The organism is Mycolicibacterium neoaurum, from assembly GCF_036946495.1.
GTDB classification, from domain to species: domain Bacteria; phylum Actinomycetota; class Actinomycetes; order Mycobacteriales; family Mycobacteriaceae; genus Mycobacterium; species Mycobacterium neoaurum_B.
Genome location: NZ_JAQIIX010000002.1, coordinates 1,725,206 through 1,745,560, shown reverse-complemented (window position 1 = coordinate 1,745,560; position 20,355 = coordinate 1,725,206). Strand labels below are relative to the sequence as shown.

Here is a 20,355-nt window from a genome sequence, read left to right as displayed (position 1 = left end):
GGGAGCTGAGGGTGTCTTTGGATCTCAATCTGATCGTCGCACTGGACGCGCTGCTGCAGGAGCGCAGCGTCACGCGGGCGGCGCAGCGGCTGGGACTCAGTCAGCCGTCGCTGAGCGCGTCGCTGGCGCGCCTGCGCAGGCATTACCACGATGAGCTACTCAGCCGTGTGGGTAACGCCTATGAGCTGACCGCGTTGGGGGAGCGCCTGGTCGAACAGACCGGTGAAGCATTGGCCTGGACCGAGCGTGTTCTGCAAACGCGCCCGGACTTCGACCCCACAGTGTCCGACCACGAATTCACCATTGTCATCGCCGATTGTCATATGCCGGTTTTCGGCAGGGTGCTGGCCGATCTCCTGGCGGAGGAAGCGCCGCGCGTTCGTGTGAGGTTTCACCACAGCAGCCCTCACTACGTGAACGCAGCCTCCGACCACCTGCGTACCGTCGATGCCATCGTGCTGCCGCAGGGTGTGTTGGCCAACATGCCCACACTGCAGCTCTACCGCGATCGCTGGGTCTGCGTGGTAGCCGCCGAGATTGCGGCCGACACTTTGACAGTCGATGAGCTCAACCATCGGCCGTGGGTCGTCGCGTACCGGCAGCCACTGTCGAGATTCTCGCCGATGCCGAGAATGCTCGCCGAAGGCGTTTCCATCCGGGCCGCCATCACCACAGAGGATTTCCTGGCGGTGCCGTACCTCGTGGCCGGATCTGGCCGGATCGGTTTGATGCCTGAACGCGTCGCACGGCTCGAAGCCGCCAAGCACGACATCGTGGTCGTGGAACCGCCATTCGATCTCGGTTACCTTGTCGAGTCCCTGTGGTGGCATCCCATCAATGAACGAGATCCCGCCCATATCTGGTTGCGCCAGCTAGCCGCGAAGGCTGGGCAGATCATCGACGGCCACACACCTTCTCACTCGTAACTTCGCGTCTGGAGGATGACAATCAGTTTCGAGCCAACAACGAGGAGTCGCCCTCCTGGCGCATGGCGGTATCAGCTCTAGCTATACCGGCCATCAGCAATCTGGCGTTCCCCGATACCCGATATTGGCGCAGACTTGCTGACGACGGTATGGCCCCAAGGTGTCGCTCGGCGCCCCTCCGTCGCCGCACCTGACGCCCGACGGGGCGACCTGCGCCCGCCACCAGGAGGAAAGCATTGTGTTGCGTGTGTGATCGCCCGGCGGCGGAATCGTGGATCGTGCATTACGCAAGGACCGCGACCACACGCGTGCGCGCTGTTCGCGAGAACCCCCAGCGCAGTGCACGCCTGGACTCCCTGCCCACGACCGCCTCCAGAAAGTACCAGCCAGGCAACGGGCTTCTGAGCATTCGTACCTCGCCGACGGGCGACAGTCATTCCCTAGCCCGAGCAACCCGACTGATACCGGGCCTGCACTAACCAAAGTTTGTCCGATCAGTTTCCGAGCGTCATCGCCCGGTCGGCCTTGCCCGCACACATCGTGCATACCTCAACTCGAACGCCGTGTCGGATGCAGGGGCTCACCAGAACATTGCTCGACCCCAACACACCCGCGCCAACATGGAAGAAAGACCCTCAGTGACCAACCCCACCGCACCCACCGAATCGCAACCAATCTCTTTGCGCAGGACGCTGACACCGCTGATGGTGGCGGCGTTCCTGGTGGTGTTCAACGAAACCATCCTGGCCGTGGCTCTGCCCTCAATCATGAACGATCTGGGCGTCAGCGCGGATATCGCACAGTGGGTCACCAGTGCGTACATGCTCACAATGGCCTGTGTCATCCCGGCGAGCGGATTCCTGCTGCGTCGATTCGGTGTTCGCCGGCTGTTCCTCACCGCCATGATCGGTTTCGTGGCCGGCACACTAAGCGCTGCGCTCACCATGTCATTCGCGGTACTTCTGATGGCGCGGATCGTCCAGGCGACCGGGGCGGCTCTCGTCATGCCGGCGCTCCTGACCACGATCGCCCAACACGTACCCGCCCACCGGCGCGGGACGGTCATGGGCACCGCGTCGATTGTTATCGGGGCGGCACCTGCGCTGGGACCGGCGACCTCGGGATTCGGACTGGAACTGGTCGGATGGCACGGATTGTTCTGGATCATCCTGGCGGTGGCGCTGACGGTTCTCTTCTTCGGTACTTGGTCATTGCCAGCAGACCAGAGCACCGAGTCGGCGCCATTGGACCTGTGGTCGATGGGTTTGTCCGTCCTCGCCTTCGGCGGGACGGTACTCGGGCTGAGCTTCATCCAGAGTGGCGAAGCCACGACTGGTTGGGCATGCCTGACCTGCGGACTGGGGTTGATCGCGGTATTCGTTTCACGTCAGGTCAGAATGGCCCGCAGCCGCGTTCCCTACCTGGATCTACGTACCTTCGCCGAACCGAGATTCGCCTTGGCGATGACGACTGCGGCCGCAGTGAGTGCCATCCTGTTCTCGACGGTCAGCATCGTGCCCTTGCTTCTGCAGAATGTCATGCACACCAGCAGCACCCTCACCGGTCTGATGATGTTGCCCGGTGGCGCCATGATTGCCCTGCTGTCCCCATTGTCGGGACGACTCGTCGACCGTATCGGCGCCGCACCGGTCATGGTCCCCGCGGCGCTGATCGTCCTTGCCGCCACAGTGACTTTCGCGGTGATGCCCCAAGAAGGCGGGATCGGGACAGTCTCTGCGGCGTTCATCGCACTGCACGTTGGCCTCGCCGGCTTGCTCACTCCGATGATGACCGTCGCCCTGGACGCTGTGACACCCGTTCAAGGGCCCGATGCGAGCGCAACATTCAGCACAACTCAACAGCTCTGCGGTGCCGCAGGTACAGCGGCGCTGATCGGCGTGATGCAATCAGTCGCCGGGCCGGGGGCCGCAGTGACGATTGAAGGTGTCCACGCTGCGTTTTCGGTTTCGGTGGGGTTAGCGCTCGTTGCCGTCGGTGCTGCCCTAGGCTTAGCTATGATGACATGGCGGCGCGCCCGTAAGACCAGATTCTGACCGGAGGGACGTCTCAGCATCGGACTGACAGGCAACTGCCACATCGTCAACGATGTCTGATTCCGCGTCGTGCCAGCGTCGTTCGCTTTGACAGCCCTGGGATGCGGATCCAGCGTTCGCACGAACGCCCAAAGTCATTGCTGGAAGCCTGCTGTGCAGGGTGCGGTGTGCCATCAGGTCTGTAAAGCCATGCACAGCAGGATATTTCAGCATGATAGACCCGGGCGATATTCGGCAACCTCGGCCTCAGCAGCAAGCAACGCACAGCGCACCCAACTCGCCCTCCTGCTGGGCAACGAGGACACCGATCATCTGCCGGCAGACTTTCGGGACGCTCACCGGCAATACGTGTCAACCCGACCAGCATGGACGTCGACACGTGAAACTGCACGGCAAACTGACCGCACGGATCATCCTCGGGCAGTATCCCCGGACCAACCCCGACCGGATCATATGACCCGAATGAGCCAACATCAGCCCGTCGTGCATTCGCAGCGATCCCAGCACCGGCGCGAACCGCAGCATTGTGGACGCATTCGCCGGACCGTCATGGCTGAACAAGTCTTATCCGCCAGTGTTGGACGCCGCTGAACCACGAATCCGACAACGTGAGCAGCGCCGCTTTCCGAGTCCGACGACAATGAGGGGGTGGCCGCAAAGCTCTCGCTGCAATGCGGTCGAGAGCCGCCCCCGCGTAACCTCGTCACATGCCGCGCAAACTCACTGACGACGAAATCACGGCGCTTCTCGACAGCCGTCCGGGCTGGGCGATCCTGACCACCATCGATGAGGACGGATTCCCACACACCGTTCCGCTGGGATACTTCCGGCTGGACAGCGATGTCGTCATGGGTGTGCGGGACGGCACGCGCAAAGTGGCCAACATAGAGCGCAATCCGAGGGTGAGCGTCATGCTCGAAGACGGCTCGACCATGGCCGATATCCGTGGAGTGATGTTCCAGGGTCACGCACGCATCGTTCGGGATCCCGCTGAAACGCTGGAACTGGCACGACACGGTGCCCGCTCGCGGGGCGTGCCAGAGTCCGAGTGGCCCACCGCGCCCCGACCCGGTGCCACCTATATCTACGTGACCCCCGTGCGAACCCGGTCTTGGCATTACGGCGACTCCGCATCGGACGAGGACTAGCCGCGACGAGCCTCAGTCACCCCGAAGCCCGCGCGGATTGCCCAACGGCAGGCCGATGAACCAACCCACCGGCTCACTTGATGGCGCGCCGCACGCGAAGGGCGGCGCTGGCGATCAGTGCGATGACTGCGCCGAGGACTGCGGCGCCGAGCAGCCAGATGCCTAGGGGCAGATCGAAGTTCCAGCCAAGGAAGTTGACGGTGGCGTGAAGCGTGTTCTGCAGCGCGAAAACAGCAAGAGCCACGACGAGTACTGCCGCGAGGATGAGCCCGAACTTGGTGGCGATGCGCCCAGAACGGCGGCCGGGGGTGCGATCTGCGATGGGAGTGGTCATGATGATGCTCCTTCAAGTAGTGGGTTTAGCAGTTAAAGGCGTGTCGCCAAGGCGCTTTCGTGCCGTCAGCGTTGGCGTTGCTGCCGCTGGGCGCGTCGTTCGCGCACCTTGTGCTTGACGACGCCCCAGGTAACACGCCCGAGTCCCTCAAAGAGACGGCTGACGATTCCGCGGTGTTTGCTCATGCGATGTGCCCTACTTCCTCGGTGCCGGGATTCTGTTCAGTTACCTGAATAGACGTCGGCAGCAGCCGAATCCGCACGCCGAATCGAGCGTGATGTGTCTCATACCGGTGGTAGGTTTGGCTGTCCGCTGCTCGTTCAGCGAGACGCGTTCAGAGCTTCTCCGCCTCGATGAGATCGTGCGGCACGACAGAGAACGCCCGGCCGGTGGGCCTCAATCCTGCAGCGTTGAGCAGTGCCGACAATTCGTCAGACGAGCGGAGGCGTCCGCCGTCCCTTTGGGTCAACGTGTGCAGGTCGAGAAGCGGCGAGAACGCATTCGGTCGATTCGGTGGCTGCAGATACTCGATCACTACCAGCTTGCTGCCGACGGGCATGCTCGCCGACACGGCGCCGAGGATCTTCGCGCAGCGGGCGTCGTCCCAGTCGTGCAGGACATCTTTGAGCAGGTAGATGTCGGCGGTGACAGGAACGGCACGGAAGATGTCACCCTCGACTCGGTCGATGCGGTCGGTGACACCGCGTTCGGCGAGCAGCAGTTCGGCCTCGGCGATCATGCCCGGACTGTCGACAAGGATCCCGCGCAGGTTCGCACGCGACCCGGCCACGATCTCCGACAGCAGCGTGCCGATCCCGCCGGCCACATCACACACCACGGCACCGTCGGGCCACGGGTACACCCGAGCGATGGCACGGGCGCTGATGTCGGTGGCCTGGCGCATCGTCGCGGCGAATACCTCGCGCTCGTCCGGATGCGCGTCAAACCACTCCCACACCGACATGCCGTGCACGATCTCGAACGCGCCGCGACCGCTTCGCACGCTGGCGGCCAGTTCGCCCCAGGCGTCGACGGTCGACCGCATGCCCTTGTAGCGCATCCAGGCCTGCAAGGTTGCAGCGTGGTCGCTGCGCAGCACCGCGCCCATGCGGGTCAGCCTCACCGCACCGGTGCGGCGGTCCATCGTGCACAGGTCGCACGCGACGGCGCCACGCAGCAAGCGATGGGTGGCCTCTTCGTCGCAGCCGATCCGGGCGGCGATCGCCGCCGCTGTCATCGGCCCCTCCGCGAGCGCATCGGCTATCCCGAGTTCGGCGATGGACGCGGCGATCTGGACACCGGCGACACCCTCGCCGAGGTCCAGCATGGCGATCTGCGGTGGCACCAGCTTGTCGGCGAACTGCTTGAGTCTGCGTCGCAATGCGAGCGTGGCCAGTACCACGGGGAGCGGCGTCGTTGCCATCCGTGCACGCTACTACCCGGCACGGTGAGATCAGGTGTAGCTGACCAAAGAAGCTCTGCCGGAGACCTTTTGGCCTGGATACCCGTTGGGCGGATTAGCCTACGCCTCACCCAAACTCGGTCGGTAGTCGGCCGCCTCGGCCTCAGCCGCGAGCAACGCGCCCAACTCGCCCTCCTGTTGGGCAACGAACACACCGATGACCTGACGGCACACCTCCGGCACGCTCACCCCGCGCATACCGGCAATACGTGTCAGTCCGACGAGCATCGACGTCGAGACGTGAAACTGAATGGCGTACTGGCCGCACGAACCATCGTCTGGCGGTATCCCCGGACCAACAACCACGGGGTCATCTGACGCGAATTGGTCAACATCAGCGCTGCGAGCCCTCGCAACAGCCCCGCCGCCAGCGCTGCCGGTCACGCCGTCGTCCGGGTCTCGAACCTCCTCATGGCTGAACAATCCCATTTCGTCCACGCTAGACGTTGACGAGTGCCGAAGCCCGGCATGCGTGCCAGAACGCGTCCGAAACATCGCGAATCGAGCGGTCAACCTGCGTCGAAAGCCCCGGCGTTTCCACGTGAACGCGTTGTGCAGCTGTATTCGTGCATCGATGTTCGACGTTCCCGGGCGAGCGATCCGTGCGGATAATCCGACGTGCTACCGCAATTCCGTCCACGTGCCGGCATCCGGGTCGACCGGGGGATAGCTACCAGTCGACCTGAGGGATTCGGTGATCACCTTCACGCGTCGGTTCGCCGCGCGTAGTCCCTTGACGCGCTCGGTGCCTACTGTCTCGTCACCGCGCTCAATCACGATGACCCACGGCACTCCGAGCAGCTTGGCCAGAAACCAGAACGGCCAGCCGAGCCAGAAGGGCAGCAGCACCACGAACAACACGACGTCGAGGACATCGTTGAGGCCGAAGACGTTCGACGGGAACCACCACGTCTTGCGCCGGACTTTCCACATCCCGCCCGTTGGATCCTCGACGTCTGTCACCCGATTCCCGCCTTTCACCAGCGTGCGATACCCGGAGATTTTCGCGCATCGGTTCAGCCGAGAAGCGGGCAGGTCCGGTCGGGCTCGGTCATGACCGGGTGGATAGCCCAGTGACGGGCTGACATGGGGTGGGCGAAAACCGCACGAGTTTGCTGGAAACCTGACCGTGGCGAATTGCGGCAGGTTTACTGCGTCGGCGAGATTCCTCCCGAGATAGCCGTCAGTAGGGTGGACTGTCGATGTAAGCGTGTATCGATGTTCATCGACCGGGGGTTGAACCGTTGTGAGACAGGGCTCCCCAAGCTCTTTGGCGAGGAACCCGATGCGACCGAAGCCCTGGCCTTCATCTTTCGTAGGGCATCTGGTGGATCACTCGCGATCCGCGGCTTGAGTGGTTCGGCCCGTGAATCGATGTGTCTTCGACTTCGTGGCATTTGCTGTGCAAACGACGCCTATGCCCTACAGTTCAGTGCGCCCGGTGATTGTCGCCGGCGTCAATATCGGCAGATGGCTGAGGAACTTATGGCGACGATGTACGAGCCGGGCAATGCAGGGCGTAGGCGCAACGGCAAGCACCGCCGTGCGGAGAACTTCGCCGTCCGCCGCTGGCTGATGCTCGGCGCTGCCTCGGCGGGCGTCGGCGCGGCACTGGTTCTGGGTCCGCAAGCCGGTCTGGCCGTTGCCGACGATGGCGGCTCGTCAGCAAGTTCGGACACCGGCTCGTCGGCAAGCTCGGACACCGGTTCGTCAACGGGGCCAGAACGTTCGGGGTCGACCGATTCCGGTTCGGTATCCACGGGACCCAAGAAGGCCGATGCCGCGAACGACAGTGTCACCGGCAGCGCCGACAATGCTGTCCGGAACGACAGGACGGGCGGTGCCACGTCCGGCACGGACAAGGACTCTGACTCGAAAGACTCCGATGCCATAGATCCGGCAAAGAGCGAGGATGCGTCGACGATCTCGACAGGCGCCGACTCTGGCGGAGCGAACACCGACACCTCGGGGTCGACCCGCTCAGAAACACCGTCGAGCAGGCCCGAGGTGGTCCTCGACACACATGACGTGCGGGATTCCGACACTCCGACGATCAAAGCCACCGAGCGCATCGCGGCAGTGACGACGATGTCTGCGCCACGGGCGGCCACGCAGACCGAAGATGCCTCACTGACGGCGCAGAACGATGAGCTCCTGCAACCCAATATCGTTGTGGCCAATACGATCATCTCTCCGAATGCCGCACTGGCAGTGGTTCCGAATCTGCCCCCGTTCTACATGCCGACGCTGGAAGACCTCGTCGCATTCTTCATCGGCAACGGGACCGCAGCCCGCCCGAACGGTGGCATCCTTTGGGGCTTCGGCTACTCCTGGACGGCCGAGACCTGTGCCACCACATGCACCGGCGGCAATGGGGGCTTGTTCGGTGGCGGTGGCGGCAACGGGTGGGGTGGCGGCAACGGCGGCAACGCCGGCCTCTTCGGTAATGGCGGTGACGGTGGAGCCGGGCTGGCGCTCTACAACGGCGGTGCCGGCGGCAACGGCGGTAGCGGCGGAATGCTGTTCGGCGACGGCGGATTCGGCGGCGCTGCGGCCGAAACCGTCACGGGTGCCCGCGGCGGTAGCGGCGGTGCGGCGGGCTTGCTCGGACACGGCGGTGGCGGCGGTGACGGCGGTGTCTCGACCGGCAACTATCGCGGCGGCCAGGGTGGCTCCGGCGGCGGTGGCGGCTTGCTGTGGGGCAACGCAGGCGCGGGTGGTGCCGGCGGGGCAGCGATCTTCAATGGTCAGACCGGCGGTGTCGGCGGAGTCGGCGGTGACACCGGTCTGGTGTCGCTGTGGGGCAGCGCGGGCACGGGTGGTGTCGGTGGCGCGGGCAGCTTCGGTGGGCGCGGCGGTGACGGTGGCAACGGCGGACTGCTGGCGGTGTTCGCCTTTGGTGGCGACGGCGGCGTGGGCGGTGCGTCCCCGCGGACTGGCGTGAGCGATCACGGCGGCGACGGCGGCAACGGAGGTCGCGGCGGCCTATGGATGGGCAACGGCGGCGATGGCGGCGCGGGCGGCAGCGGCGGCGGTGACGGCGGCGCGGGTGGCAGCGTCGGAATGCTGGCGGTGTTCGGCGCCGGTGGCCGCGGCGGCAACGGTGGCCAAGGCCAAGCCGGAGTGCGCGGCCCGAACGGCTCGGCGCCCGGCGCCGACGGCGGCGACGGTGCCGCGGGCGGACCGGGTGGCAAGGGCGGTCGCGGCGGTAACGGCAGCATGATCTTCGGACTCGGTGGTGACGGCGGCACCGGCGGAACCGGTGGCGACGGCGGACTCGGCGGTAACGGCGTCAACGCGACCAGCACCGCCACCGGCCCCGGCCGCGACGGCGGCAATGGAGGCAACGGGGGCGACGCCGGCGTCGGTGGTCTGGGAGGAGAGGCGGGTCTCGGGGCCTTCTTCGGCGTCATCACGGCCAACGGCGTCAGCGGCACCAGCGGATGGGGTGGCGACGGCGGCAACGGCGGATCGGGCGGTAACGGTTCCTGGACAGACGAGACCGGCGCGCCCGGCGGTAACGGTGGCAGGGGCGGCAACGGCGGCAACGGTGCAGACAGCGGCCCCGGCCGATCCGGTGGCGACGGCGGCAACGGTGGTGCCGGTGGCAATGGCGCGACCGGTGGCTTGGGTACCGACCCCGGTCAGGGTGGTACCGGCGGGACGGGCGGATCCGGTGGCAATGCCGGCAACGGTGGTGCCGCCACCAGCGTCATGCCCGCCGGTCAGGGCGGAACCGGCGGCAAGGGTGGAAGCGGCGGAACCGGTGGCAACGCCGATACCAATCCCGGCGTCGGCGGCGCCGGCGGGTCCGGTGGCGACGGCGGCAACGGTGGCACCGGTGCCGGGAACAACGGCTACGGGGGACAGGCCGGCGCAGGAGGTTACGGCGGCGCCAGTAAAGACGGCCAGACAGTCGCGGACCCAGGTGCAGCCGGAAGCGGAGGTTCCAATGGCGACAACGGATCCGGTGTCGCCCCGACACCCCCGGTACCCACTGCCGGTGACGACCTCAGCCGGCAGCTGGCCTACATCTTCTTCAATCGGCCCTTGACGGCCTCCAGCAGCACCAGTCTCCCGGTGGGCGCCGACAAGCAGGTCAGTGGTTGGATCCGCAGTACCAACGTCAACGGCTATCCGGTCACCTATACCGTGACCACCCAACCCCGTTACGGCACAGTTGAACTCGACTCGGCCACCGGCTATTACACCTACACGCCCGACTCCGCCCTTGTGCAACCCGGTGTGCGCGACTCCTTCACCGTCGAAGCAGACAACGGCGCCGCCGCAGAAGGACCCGGGTTGTTCGGTGCCCTCGCCCGGTTCGTGCACGACTGGGCTCTTCACGTCGGTATGGCTGACGCCGGCACCGCCGAGACCACGGTGGACGTCAATGTCACCGGTGACGGACAGTTCGGTGATGCCGAGTACAACAAGCGCTACTGGGTCGAGCAGAACTTCTACAACTGCCAACTGATCGCTACGGCCATGGCCATCGGTCAGGCGACCAGATCCAACTCTCCCACCGAGCTGCAGATGTCCACCCTCGCGGCGGCCTCCGACAGTGTCTCCACCCCCGGGAAGAAGATGTATCTGGGGGACTACTCCGAAGACGGCGTGACCCGCCTCGATGCCGTCGCGCTGGCGAACCAGAACTTCAACGTCACCGCCACGTTGCACACTTACGGCGGTGGAAACACCCAAGAAGGAGCCGCCAAGACCGCCACCCAGGCCGACGGCCAACAGGCTCTCAGTGATCTGCAGGCCGCTTTGGCAAGAGGTGAGGCCGCCATGGTCGCCTATCCGGTCTCCGTCGTGTGGAGCACCTTCGGTTACGTCCCCGGACCCACCGACAGCTACACGCAGACCGATCATGCGGCGGTGGTGACGCAGGTCGACCTCGCCAACGGTCGCATCTACGTCAACGACAGCTCGGCCACGGATCCGAACACCGGCAAGCCCATCGGTCAAGGCCTGGCCATCCCGATCGGCGCTTTCCTCAACGGTTGGCAGGCGGGCAACTACCTCCTCATCACCGTCGCTGCGAAGTAGCCCGCTCGATCAGGTGCGCGTCGCGGCCGATTTGAGAAGCCGGTGGGCGATCACGCCCACCAGTAGTGCCCAGAACGCGGAACCAACCCCTGCGACCGTCGTTCCCGAGGCTGCGACGACGAGGGTCACTGCAGCCGGGACACGCGCAGACTCGTCCGCCATGGCACCGGCGCAGGCACCGGCGAATGCACTGAGCAGGGCGATCCCGGCGACCGCTTGCACGAGGCCGGCTGGGGCCGCGAGCACGGCCAACGCCAGTCCCGTCGACGCCACGCCGAGCGCGCAATACACAACTCCGGTGGTGACTGCGGCAATCCAGCGACGCCGAGGGTTGGGGTCGGCGTCCGGTCCGGCCGCCAAAGCGGCGCTGATGGCGGCCAGGTTGACGGCGTGACCACCGAACGGTGCCGCCACCAGCGAGGCGAATCCCGTGACCGAAAGCGCTGGACGCCAGGGGATCTGGTAGCCGAATCCGCTCATCACCGCGACACCGGGGATGTTCTGTGCGGCCATCGTGACGATGTAGAGCGGTAGTGCAATGCCAGTGACGGCTGCAACAGTGAGACTGGGCGCGGTCACCTGCAGATGCGGTATCCACGCTGATGCCGGTGGTGCCGACTTTTCCCGTGCGAGCGCCACCGCGAGTACCAGAAGTGCAACGCCGAATGCCGCCGGTACCGCCCAGCGGGGCCGGATCACGGACACGACCAGCCACACCACCAGCACCGGGCCAATCACGACCGGATCGCCGGCCAGCGCGGTCACTGGCGCGATGCACAACGGCAGCAGCACCCCCGCCAGCATCGCCTGAGCCACCGAGTTCGGGATGCGGGCGATCACGCGAGCCAGCGCTGGCCACAGCCCGGTGGCCAGCAGAAGCACGGCGGTGACGAGGAACGCGCCGACGGCGGCGGGCCATCCGCCGGCCGTCGCGCCGGTGCTGATGAGCAGCGCGGCACCCGGCGTCGACCATGCGCTGGTGATCGGCATCCTGAACTTCCAGGCCAAGAGAATGGAGGACACGCCCATCGCCAGGCTCAACGCCGTCAGACCCGACGCCGCCTGGTCTGAATTCGCCCCCGCAGCACGCAACCCCGCAAGGACCACCGCGAACGACGATGTGAAGCCGACGAGGGCGCACACCACCCCGGCGGACACCGGCACAGCTCTCGATACGCCATTTTCCACCTGCGGTCTCCGTTCTGTTAACGGAACGTTCTGTGTGTAGAACGTACCGTGGCCCCATGAATGCTGGAGACATCGGTCGCCGACTGCGGGAGTTACGGGTGGAGCGGGGCCTCAGCCTCTCGGAACTGGCGCGTCGTGCCGGCGTGGGGAAGGGTTCGCTGTCCGAGATCGAATCCGGCAAACGCAATCCCACGATCGAGACCCTCTACGCCCTGAGCGCACCCCTCGACGTGCCCCTGACGGCGCTGGTCGGCGAGGGCACCGGGGTTCTTTCGGCCGCCGCGGGTGGGATGCGGGCGGTCCTGCTGTCCGTGCGGAGCTTGCCCAAGGTCACCGTCGAGGTCTTTCGCTTGGAGTTTCCCGCTGGGGCCGAGCACGTCTCGCCGTCGCACGGTGTCGGTGCGCGGGAACATCTCACCGTGGTTGCCGGACGGGTGCTCGCCGGCCCGATCGGTCAGGAAACTCTGATCGAGGAGGGACACGCGTTCAGTTGGTCGAGCGATCGCCGCCATCGGTATGCCACCGTCGACGGTGCTGCCGAGGCGGTGGTCGTCATCACCACACCGGTGCGTGCTTCCTAGTCATCGCTGGAACCAGCAGGGGTTTCGGGGGCCATGAGCGCAGGCCACCGGTCGGGTGAATCATGAAGCACTGAGATATCCGGAAGCTCTTTCTGACAGAGTGTTCGGGCCTGCTTGGGCGTCATGCCGAGCGTTCGCAACAGACGTTCGGTCACGGCATCGACAGTCTCGGCAGTGTCGCGTTCGGGCCGCTCCCGCAGCAGTGTGGCCAACCCGACGAACATGCCTCCGGCGATGGCGAGGCCCAACTCCGGATCGTCGATCGTGAATCGACCCTGATCGATAGCTGCGGTGATGTCCCGTAGCGCGCGGGGCGACAATCCACGATTCGACAGAATCAGTGAGCCGCCGTGCGCGAGCAGCAATGCTGCTTCCTGAGGACGGTAGCGAAACAGCCGGCCGCTCAACCGGTAGTTGGCCGCAAAGGCCTCGGCGGGGTCGGAGATGGCACCGGTGAATGTGTCGAGCAGGGCGCCGAGATCGTCGAGGGCATCGGCCAATGCCGCATCGAAAAGTTCTTCCTTGGTGGCGAAGTGGTTGTAGAACGACCCCATGCCCACATCGGCCGCCTGGGTGATTTCAAGGATCGGCACGCTCGTCTTTCCGTGAGCGATGAAGCCCTGAGCCGCGCGTATCAAGGCGCGACGGGTACGCAGTTTGCGTCGCTCCAGGCGACTGACCGGCGCATCCGCAGCTGCGGCAATACCGCGCTCGGGCAGATCCATGGCGCGATGGTAGCAGTCGCGGCAATTCTGAGGATTTCGTCAACTCACCTTGACTGACTGAATAGGCGTATGTGACGATTTCATCAGAAGTCGATTCGAGGAGGTGCAGCGTGGCCCAGGCAGCAGAGCCGCGTCAGGACGGCCACAAGGACCTGCACAGCGAACACGGCGCGCTGCGCGATGAACATCCAGGGCGGGTGAAGAATCCGCTCATTCGTGTCGCGGACATCGCCTGGTTGGAGTTCGACAAGCCCGATCTGATCCGGGCCGAAGCCTTCGCGCGTGCCTTCGGATTCGGTATCGCGCTGCGCGAGCCGCACGAGGTCCAACTACGCGGCACGCAAGCCGGCAGCCCGTGTGTGATCCTGCGTCGCGGCAAGCGAACCCGGTTCGCGGGACTCGCTCTGCGGGCCGCCGACGAGGTCGACGTGCTGCGGTTGGCCGACAAGACCGGCGCCCCGTTGCGCGCGCTTCCGGAATCCATCGGTGGGACGGCGGTGCAGCTGACCGATCCGAGCGGGATGGCGGTCAAGGTTGTCGCCGGCATGCACGAGTTGCCGGGCCAGCCTGTTCAGACGCCGCAGATCCTCAATACCGGGCAGGCCCTGACGCGCATCAACGACACCGTCCGTCCGCCGCGGGTGCCGACACGCGTTCAGCGGTTGGGTCACGTGGTCTTGCAGTCCACCACCTATCTGAAGACGCTCAACTGGTATCTGGACACGTTCGGGATGATCGTCAGCGACTTCCTGTTCTTCCCGGGGCAGCGGGCGCGCGGTCCGGCGATGAGTTTCATCCGGTGCGATCGCGGCACCACTCCGGCGGATCACCACACGCTGGCGCTGGCGTTGGGGCCGGCGAATCAGTACGTGCACTCGGCGTACGAGGTCAGTGATCTCGACGCGTTGGCCGCCGGCGGTGAATACCTGCGTGAGCGCGGCTACTTCCGGTCGTGGGGCATCGGTCGCCACATTCAGGGCAGCCAATTGTTCGACTACTGGCGTGATCCGGATGGGTTCCTTGTCGAACACTTCGCCGATGGTGACATGTTCGACAACACGCTCGAGCCCGGCTGGGCCCCGTTCACCGCATCCGGATTGGCCCAGTGGGGGCCACCGGCGACAAAGGACTTCCTCGACGCCAGCCCGCGTGCGGTACCGCATCAGGTGACCTCGATGGTCAACGCGCTGCGCGCGAACAACGAATTCGATCTCAACCGCCTCGTCGGCCTACTGAAAGTAGCGATCTCATGACCACGTCTGTGCTGCGTACCTCCGAGGGTTGGTGGGTCCACACCCCCGCCGGCGCTGCCCGCATCGTCACCTCGGCGACCACCACGGCCGATCTACTCGCCGATCGCGCCGCCATCGACGCGGCCGCCGCCGGTGGTGACACGGTGTCCGTCGACGAGCTCACGTTGCTCTCGCCGGTGACCGCGCCATGCCGGGTGATCGCGCAGATGACGAACTTCGAGTCCCACGTCAAGGATTCAGGGATGGACCCGAAGACGGTGCCGCTGACGTTCTTTCGCAAATCATCGGCGTCCATCACCGGGCCGTTCGGGGAGATCGTGCGTCCAGCACACGTCGGGCTGCTGGACTACGAAGTCGAGATCGGTCTCGTCATCGGGCGCAATGTCCCAGCCGGCTCCACCGTGACGGAGCACGATCTCGCCGACGTCATCGCCGGACTCACAATCACCAACGACGTCTCCGCCCGTGACATCCAACTTCCCCAAACCCAGTTCTACGAGGCGAAGTCGTACCCGACCTTCACCCCGGTCGGGCCTGCGCTGGTGCTCCTGGATGCCGCCGAACTGGCGCGGTTCGCCGATCTGCGGCTCACGCTGTCGGTCAACGGCGAAGAACGCCAGAACGCGCTGGTCGAAGGCGACATGCTGTACCGCCCGCTCCAGGCACTGCAATCACTCGCTCGGTTCCAAGACCTCGCCGCGGGCGATCTCGTGCTGACGGGGACCCCGGCCGGCACCGCGCTGGTCGCCCCGCCCAAACCCATCGAGATCATCGGAAACCTGTTGCCGCCCGCGGTGAAATGGAAGGCTTTCTTCTCCCGCCAAGCCAACAACCCGAAGTACCTGCAGCACGGCGACATTGTCGAAGCATCGATCGGAACCGATGACGGGGCCATCGATCTCGGTGTGCAGCGGCTGACGGTGCGCCACGCATGAACGCCGATCTGTTGTGGCCTGCCGCCCAATCGCCTCAGGACCTTCCTTCCATCGAGCAGGTGCCCTTGCAGAGTCGTGGACTCCCGGAGTCCACCTACGACGTGGTCCTGCGGGCCGCACGGCTGTGGCCTGACCGCACCGCGATCACCGTTCTGCCGGAGGGGGCCGACTATCAGAGGAGCGCCCGCCGCACCTTCCGCCAACTTGCCGAGGATGTCACGCGGACCGCAAAAGCACTACGCCAGTGCGGAGTCGACCGCGCGAGCGCGGTGCTGCTGATCAGTCCGAACTGCGACGAACTGATCACCGCCACACTGGCGGCGCAGGCCGCCGGCATCGCGGTACCCATCAACGGATCTCTGTCAGACGAGCACGTTCTCGAGTTGGCCAGACTCTCAGGTGCTCGCCTGTTGATCACCGCAGCACCTGACCTGGACCCCAGAGGTGTCGAACGCGCGGCCATTCTGGCTGATGCCGGTCTGCTCGACACCGTGCTGCTGGTGCGGCCGACACTGGCCGACGATGAACCTCAAGCGCCGCCGGCATTGCCGGGTATCACCGTCGGCTATCTGTCGGCACTTGCGGCCGAACAAGACCCGCAACCGCTCGGGGACGGCACCCCGGATCCAGCCCAGTTGGCCGCGCTGTTTCATACCGGCGGAACCACCGGAATGCCCAAACTGGCCGCGCACACCCATGGCAACGAAGTGGCCGACGCCTGGATGGTGGCGCTCAGCGCAGACCTCGCCGATGATGCGGTGGTGTTCGCGGCGCTGCCGCTGTTCCACGTCAACGCGCTGCTGGTCACCCTGCTGGCACCCTTACTGCGCGGCCGGTCGGTGGTGTGGGCAGGGCCGCTCGGATACCGCGATATGGGCCTTTATCAACACTTTTGGAAGATCGTGGAGCACTACCGGTTGTCGGCGATGAGCGCTGTACCGACCGTCTATGCGGTGCTCGCCCAGATTCCGGTCGATGCCGACATCACGACGCTGACCTCGGCGGTGTCGGGTGCCTCCGCGTTACCCGACACCGTGCGCCACGACTTCCTCAGCGCCACGGGTGTGAATCTGGTCGAGGGATACGGGCTCACCGAGGCGACATGCGCCAGTGCGCGCAGCTTCGCCGACCATCCTCGACCCGGATCGGTAGGACAGCGCATGCCGTACCAGCAACTCCGCGTCGTCGAGACCGCCGAAGATGGTTCTTGGCAGGATGTTTCACCTGGTCACGTCGGCACACTGGCCATCAGTGGGCCAACGGTTTTTCCCGGCTATGTGAGCGAACGTACCGAGGACGGTTACGTGCTCGACGGTCGCGGTGCACTGCGCGACGGTTGGCTCGACACCGGAGACCTGGCACGTGTCGACGAGGAGGGTTTCATCTACCTCGCGGGCCGGGCCAAGGACCTCATCATTCGTGGCGGCCACAACATCGATCCCGCAATCATCGAGGACGCGCTGTTGGCTCATCCCGACGTCACCGCGGCCGCAGCCGTGGCGCGACCCGACGTCCACTCTGGTGAGGTACCGGTCGGATTCGTCACCGTCCGACCCGGTGCCACCGTCACCGGCGATGAATTGGCGGCCTTCGCCGCTGAGCACATCACCGAACGCGCCGCGGCGCCGAAGAGCGTCACGGTCATCGACGCGATACCGGTCACCGACGTCGGCAAGCCTTACAAGGTACCGCTTCGTGCCATCGCTGCCGAACATGCTGTGGCCGAGGCGTTGAGCGATCACGCAGGGGTGCTCAGCGTCCGCGGCACGGTCGACGCAGGAGTGCCGGTAGTCATGATCGACCTGGCAGCGACCGCGGACCGCGCCGCTGTGGAGCGGACGGTGAAATCGTTCGCGGTGAATCACGAGATCACCGAACCGTGAGCGGCTTTACGCAACAGGAGTCCGTCGAGCACGTGCCGGTGGTGATAGTCGGTGGCGGTCCCACGGGAATCACGGCCGCGACACTGCTGGCCCAATACGGCGTCGAGACGTTGGTGCTGGACCGGTGGTCGCAGGTCTACCCGCAACCTCGGGCGGTCCATCTCGACGATGAGGTCTACCGCATCCTGGGGCGCCTCGGGGTCGCGCAAGAGTTCGCCGGCATCGCCTGGCCGGCCCGTGGCCTCCAACTGATCGACAGTGACATGACCGTGCTGGCGCGATTCCGGCGCGATACGCGGGTCACGCGGAACGGGTTCCCGGCCGCGAACATGTTCGACCAACCGCAACTCGAAGAAGTGTTGCGAAACAATCTGACTCGGTATCGGCACGCGCAGTTTCGGGGTGACACAGAGGTCGTCGACGTGCTGACCACCGGCAGTCCGCTCCGCCTCCATGTGCGTAACCGCGCGACCGGCCAGGATTCGGTGATCGGCGCGGACTTCGTGCTGGGCTGCGACGGGGCGAACAGCATTGTCCGCAAGGCGATCGGCGCCGAGATGCGCAGCATGAGGTTCGATCAACGCTGGCTGGTGGTCGATATCGCGACCGATGCCGACCTACAGCAGTGGGAGGGCGTGCATCAGCTCTGTGACGAGCATCGAGCCGGGACGTACATGCGGATCGGTCCCGATCGCTACCGCTGGGAGTTCCGCCTGCTGGACCACGAGTCGGTCGACGATTACGCCACCTTGACCGAACTTCGTCCGTTGATCGCGCCCTGGATGCGAGGTGTCGACGACGCCTCGCTACGTCTGATTCGCACCGCGGAGTACACATTCCGAGCGCAACTCGCCGACCGTTGGCGCCGCGGGAACACGTTCCTGCTCGGTGATGCCGCGCACCTGACACCGCCGTTCATCGGCCAGGGCATGGGAGCCGGTCTGCGTGACGCGATGAATCTGGCGTGGAAGATCGCCGGCGTGCACCACCGACATCTTGCACCGAGCGTGCTCGACAGTTACGAGACCGAGCGTCGCCCACACGCACGGCACATGATCTCGCTGGCGCTCAACGTGGGCCGGGCCATGACCTCAGGAGGCCGGATCGGTGCCGCGGCGCGATCGGTGTTGCTGCCGTACCTGCATGTGGTACCGGGACTGAGAGCGAAGGTCGTCGACTCCCGCACTCCGTCGCTGCACTCCTCGTCGATGGTGCGGCGCTCGCTGCGACCAGGTGGCATTGCTGGGCAGTTGTGTCCGAATTCACTGCTCGACAACGGCATCCGCCTCGACGAACATCTCGGACCACGCTTCGGTGTAGTCACCAATATCGCTCTGACCGCTGCGCAACAGGAGACCATCACTTTCCGGGGTGCATGTGCTGTCTACGCTGCGGCAGGGTCCGACCTGGATCGATGGTTGCGCCGCCGGCATCTCGCGGGCGCAGTCGTGCGACCCGATGGCACGGTCATGACTGCCGGCCGCAACCTCGACACCATCTGTCGCACAGTGCCGCTGTTTCGACGCGATCGCCACCACGCCCACCCGTAGGCATGCACGGGTCTGACCCGCAGCCAGTCTTGACGAACAGGAATCGCCGACGTGTTTCGCCCGCCTACGGCCGTACCGGTATACCGCCCCGACATCTACACCCGCTCCGCGATTCTCGAGCCGTACCCGCACTACCGAGCGATGCGCCAGCTGGGTCCGGTGGTGTGGCTTCCTCGACAACGCCTCTATGCGCTGCCGCGCTTCAGCGAATGCAAGGCGACGCTACGCGACGATGATCTCTTCCTTTCCGGGTATGGTGTGGCGGCGAATCCGCTGACCAATCGTCTGTCGCGGGGGACCACACTCAACAGCGACGGAGCCGATCACAATAGGCGCCGCAAGCTCGTCGCGCACCGGCTGATGCCCCGGGCACTGCGCACCCTGAGCGACGACGTCGACGCCCTGGCACGTGCCATCGTCGATGCCGCTCTGGCCCGGCGGACCGTGGATGGGGTTGCCGACCTGGCCACCGCCCTGCCGCTGGCCGTCGTGCCCGATCTGGTTGGGTGGCCACGTGGTGAACGCAAGCACCTACTCGACTGGGGTGCAGCCACGTTCGACATTCTCGGGCCAGGTAATGCGCAGGCGTTACAAGCCGTTCCGCGTAGCCTGCAGATGCTGCGCTTCGCCCAGCGGGTGGTGCGCGAGCGCAACGTACTGCCCGACAGCATGGCTCACGAGCTGCTGACTGCCGTCGACGAGGGCACGCTGGCCGCCGAAGAGGTTCCACCGCTGCTCATCGACTACATCGCGCCGTCGCTGGACACGACGATCAGCGCAATCTCCAGTGCGTTGTATCTGTTCGCCACCCACCCCGAGCAGTGGCAACTGTTGAAAGATGATCCGGCCCGAATTCCCCACGCCATCAACGAAGTGGTCCGCTTCGAGTCGCCGCTGCGGGCCTTTACCCGCAAGACGGCACGGGAGTGCGTCGTGTCGGACGTCCGCCTACCGGCAGGTGCCCGGGTGCTGGTGATGTACGCCTCGGCCAACCGGGACGAACGGGAATGGGATGCCCCAGATGTGTTCGACATCGGTAACGATGCCGGACGGCACGTCGGGTTCGGCAGCGGTGCACACGCCTGCGCCGGACAGGGCCTGGCCCGGTTGGAGACCACAGCGATGCTCAAGGCGCTGATCGAGCGCGTCGACCGCATCGAGGTGACCGGCCAACCGATCTGGGGAGTCAACAACATCATCCGCAGTTACGCCCAACTTCCCATCCGCCTCATCGCCGCATGAGAAATGCCAAAAGGAACACGCC

At 65.5% G+C, this 20,355-nt stretch carries 16 protein-coding genes; 10 read left to right on the top strand and 6 right to left on the bottom strand.

All coding sequences use genetic code 11. The features are described 5' to 3' along the window. Positions 1-11 precede the first annotated feature (11 nt). The 3 genes from PGN27_RS13710 to PGN27_RS13700 all read left to right on the top strand — a co-directional run bounded on the left by PGN27_RS13710 (position 12) and on the right by PGN27_RS13700 (position 4,128). Positions 12-926: a LysR family transcriptional regulator gene (locus PGN27_RS13710; protein WP_335326602.1), complete on the top strand. Its 915-nt coding sequence runs from the start codon at positions 12-14 to the stop codon at positions 924-926. Between the two features lie 638 nt (positions 927-1,564). Further along, on the top strand, positions 1,565-2,980 hold the full coding sequence (locus PGN27_RS13705; RefSeq protein ID WP_335326601.1) for a DHA2 family efflux MFS transporter permease subunit: 1,416 nt from the start codon (positions 1,565-1,567) through the stop codon (positions 2,978-2,980). A 707-nt stretch (positions 2,981-3,687) separates the two neighbouring features. After that, entirely contained in the window at positions 3,688-4,128 is a 441-nt protein-coding gene (locus PGN27_RS13700; protein WP_335326600.1) for a pyridoxamine 5'-phosphate oxidase family protein, read from the top strand. Between the two features lie 73 nt (positions 4,129-4,201). Here the strand turns inward: PGN27_RS13700 and PGN27_RS13695 are convergent, their stop codons facing one another. From PGN27_RS13695 to PGN27_RS13680, 4 genes are all read right to left on the bottom strand, one after another. Beyond that, positions 4,202-4,462, bottom strand: coding sequence for a lipopolysaccharide assembly protein LapA domain-containing protein (locus tag PGN27_RS13695; RefSeq protein WP_335326599.1), 261 nt, complete (start codon positions 4,460-4,462; stop codon positions 4,202-4,204). 334 nt (positions 4,463-4,796) lie between these two features. Further along, positions 4,797-5,885: a methyltransferase gene (locus PGN27_RS13690; protein ID WP_335326598.1), complete on the bottom strand. Its 1,089-nt coding sequence runs from the start codon at positions 5,883-5,885 to the stop codon at positions 4,797-4,799. Between the two features lie 99 nt (positions 5,886-5,984). Further along, entirely contained in the window at positions 5,985-6,353 is a 369-nt protein-coding gene (locus PGN27_RS13685; RefSeq protein WP_235733322.1) for a hypothetical protein, read from the bottom strand. A gap of 192 nt (positions 6,354-6,545) precedes the next feature. Next, on the bottom strand, positions 6,546-6,887 hold the full coding sequence (locus PGN27_RS13680; protein WP_213448571.1) for a hypothetical protein: 342 nt from the start codon (positions 6,885-6,887) through the stop codon (positions 6,546-6,548). 507 nt (positions 6,888-7,394) lie between these two features. Between PGN27_RS13680 and PGN27_RS13675 the strand changes: the two genes are divergently transcribed. Next, complete coding sequence (locus tag PGN27_RS13675) at positions 7,395-10,976, top strand: hypothetical protein (protein WP_335326597.1); 3,582 nt, start codon at positions 7,395-7,397, stop codon at positions 10,974-10,976. 9 nt (positions 10,977-10,985) lie between these two features. Here the strand turns inward: PGN27_RS13675 and PGN27_RS13670 are convergent, their stop codons facing one another. Continuing rightward, positions 10,986-12,134, bottom strand: a complete 1,149-nt coding sequence (locus tag PGN27_RS13670) for a benzoate/H(+) symporter BenE family transporter (RefSeq protein ID WP_335326596.1) — start codon at positions 12,132-12,134, stop codon at positions 10,986-10,988. Positions 12,135-12,220: 86 nt separating this feature from the next. Between PGN27_RS13670 and PGN27_RS13665 the strand changes: the two genes are divergently transcribed. Further along, positions 12,221-12,745 carry a type II toxin-antitoxin system RelB family anti-toxin gene (locus PGN27_RS13665; protein ID WP_335326595.1) on the top strand — a complete coding sequence of 175 codons (525 nt, stop codon included), beginning with the start codon at positions 12,221-12,223 and terminating at the stop codon, positions 12,743-12,745. On the opposite strand, the gene PGN27_RS13660 is transcribed toward PGN27_RS13665, so the two are convergent. Further along, entirely contained in the window at positions 12,742-13,470 is a 729-nt protein-coding gene (locus PGN27_RS13660; RefSeq protein WP_335326594.1) for a TetR/AcrR family transcriptional regulator, read from the bottom strand. The two genes, PGN27_RS13665 and PGN27_RS13660, sit on opposite strands and share 4 nt — an antisense overlap. 110 nt (positions 13,471-13,580) lie before the next feature. Between PGN27_RS13660 and PGN27_RS13655 the strand changes: the two genes are divergently transcribed. The 5 genes from PGN27_RS13655 to PGN27_RS13635 all read left to right on the top strand — a co-directional run bounded on the left by PGN27_RS13655 (position 13,581) and on the right by PGN27_RS13635 (position 20,333). Further along, the gene (locus PGN27_RS13655; protein ID WP_335326593.1) at positions 13,581-14,723 is read left to right on the top strand and encodes a VOC family protein; all 1,143 of its coding nucleotides are present in this window, start codon (positions 13,581-13,583) and stop codon (positions 14,721-14,723) included. Continuing rightward, positions 14,720-15,658, top strand: a complete 939-nt coding sequence (locus PGN27_RS13650) for a fumarylacetoacetate hydrolase family protein (protein WP_335326592.1) — start codon at positions 14,720-14,722, stop codon at positions 15,656-15,658. Before PGN27_RS13655 ends, PGN27_RS13650 begins: the two co-directional genes overlap by 4 nt. After that, positions 15,655-17,541, top strand: coding sequence for an acyl-CoA synthetase (locus PGN27_RS13645; RefSeq protein ID WP_335326591.1), 1,887 nt, complete (start codon positions 15,655-15,657; stop codon positions 17,539-17,541). The genes PGN27_RS13650 and PGN27_RS13645 overlap by 4 nt, the downstream gene beginning before the upstream one ends. Beyond that, complete coding sequence (gene mhpA, locus PGN27_RS13640) at positions 17,538-19,091, top strand: bifunctional 3-(3-hydroxy-phenyl)propionate/3-hydroxycinnamic acid hydroxylase MhpA (protein ID WP_335326590.1); 1,554 nt, start codon at positions 17,538-17,540, stop codon at positions 19,089-19,091. The genes PGN27_RS13645 and mhpA overlap by 4 nt, the downstream gene beginning before the upstream one ends. A 141-nt stretch (positions 19,092-19,232) precedes the next feature. Next, complete coding sequence (locus PGN27_RS13635; RefSeq protein WP_335328730.1) at positions 19,233-20,333, top strand: cytochrome P450; 1,101 nt, start codon at positions 19,233-19,235, stop codon at positions 20,331-20,333. Positions 20,334-20,355: the final 22 nt, after the last annotated feature.

Excerpts from the sequence above, each read along its gene's own strand:
- PGN27_RS13645 (WP_335326591.1), top strand. The coding sequence starts at position 15,655 with ATGAACGCCGATCTGTTGTGGCCTGCCGCCCAATCGCCTCAGGACCTT.
- PGN27_RS13660 (WP_335326594.1), bottom strand. The coding sequence starts at position 13,470 with ATGGATCTGCCCGAGCGCGGTATTGCCGCAGCTGCGGATGCGCCGGTC.
- PGN27_RS13700 (WP_335326600.1), top strand. The coding sequence starts at position 3,688 with ATGCCGCGCAAACTCACTGACGACGAAATCACGGCGCTTCTCGACAGC.
- PGN27_RS13695 (WP_335326599.1), bottom strand. The coding sequence starts at position 4,462 with ATGACCACTCCCATCGCAGATCGCACCCCCGGCCGCCGTTCTGGGCGC.
- PGN27_RS13690 (WP_335326598.1), bottom strand. The coding sequence starts at position 5,885 with ATGGCAACGACGCCGCTCCCCGTGGTACTGGCCACGCTCGCATTGCGA.
- PGN27_RS13635 (WP_335328730.1), top strand. The coding sequence starts at position 19,233 with ATGCGCCAGCTGGGTCCGGTGGTGTGGCTTCCTCGACAACGCCTCTAT.
- PGN27_RS13675 (WP_335326597.1), top strand. The coding sequence starts at position 7,395 with ATGGCTGAGGAACTTATGGCGACGATGTACGAGCCGGGCAATGCAGGG.
- PGN27_RS13685 (WP_235733322.1), bottom strand. The coding sequence starts at position 6,353 with ATGGGATTGTTCAGCCATGAGGAGGTTCGAGACCCGGACGACGGCGTG.
- PGN27_RS13665 (WP_335326595.1), top strand. The coding sequence starts at position 12,221 with ATGAATGCTGGAGACATCGGTCGCCGACTGCGGGAGTTACGGGTGGAG.
- PGN27_RS13650 (WP_335326592.1), top strand. The coding sequence starts at position 14,720 with ATGACCACGTCTGTGCTGCGTACCTCCGAGGGTTGGTGGGTCCACACC.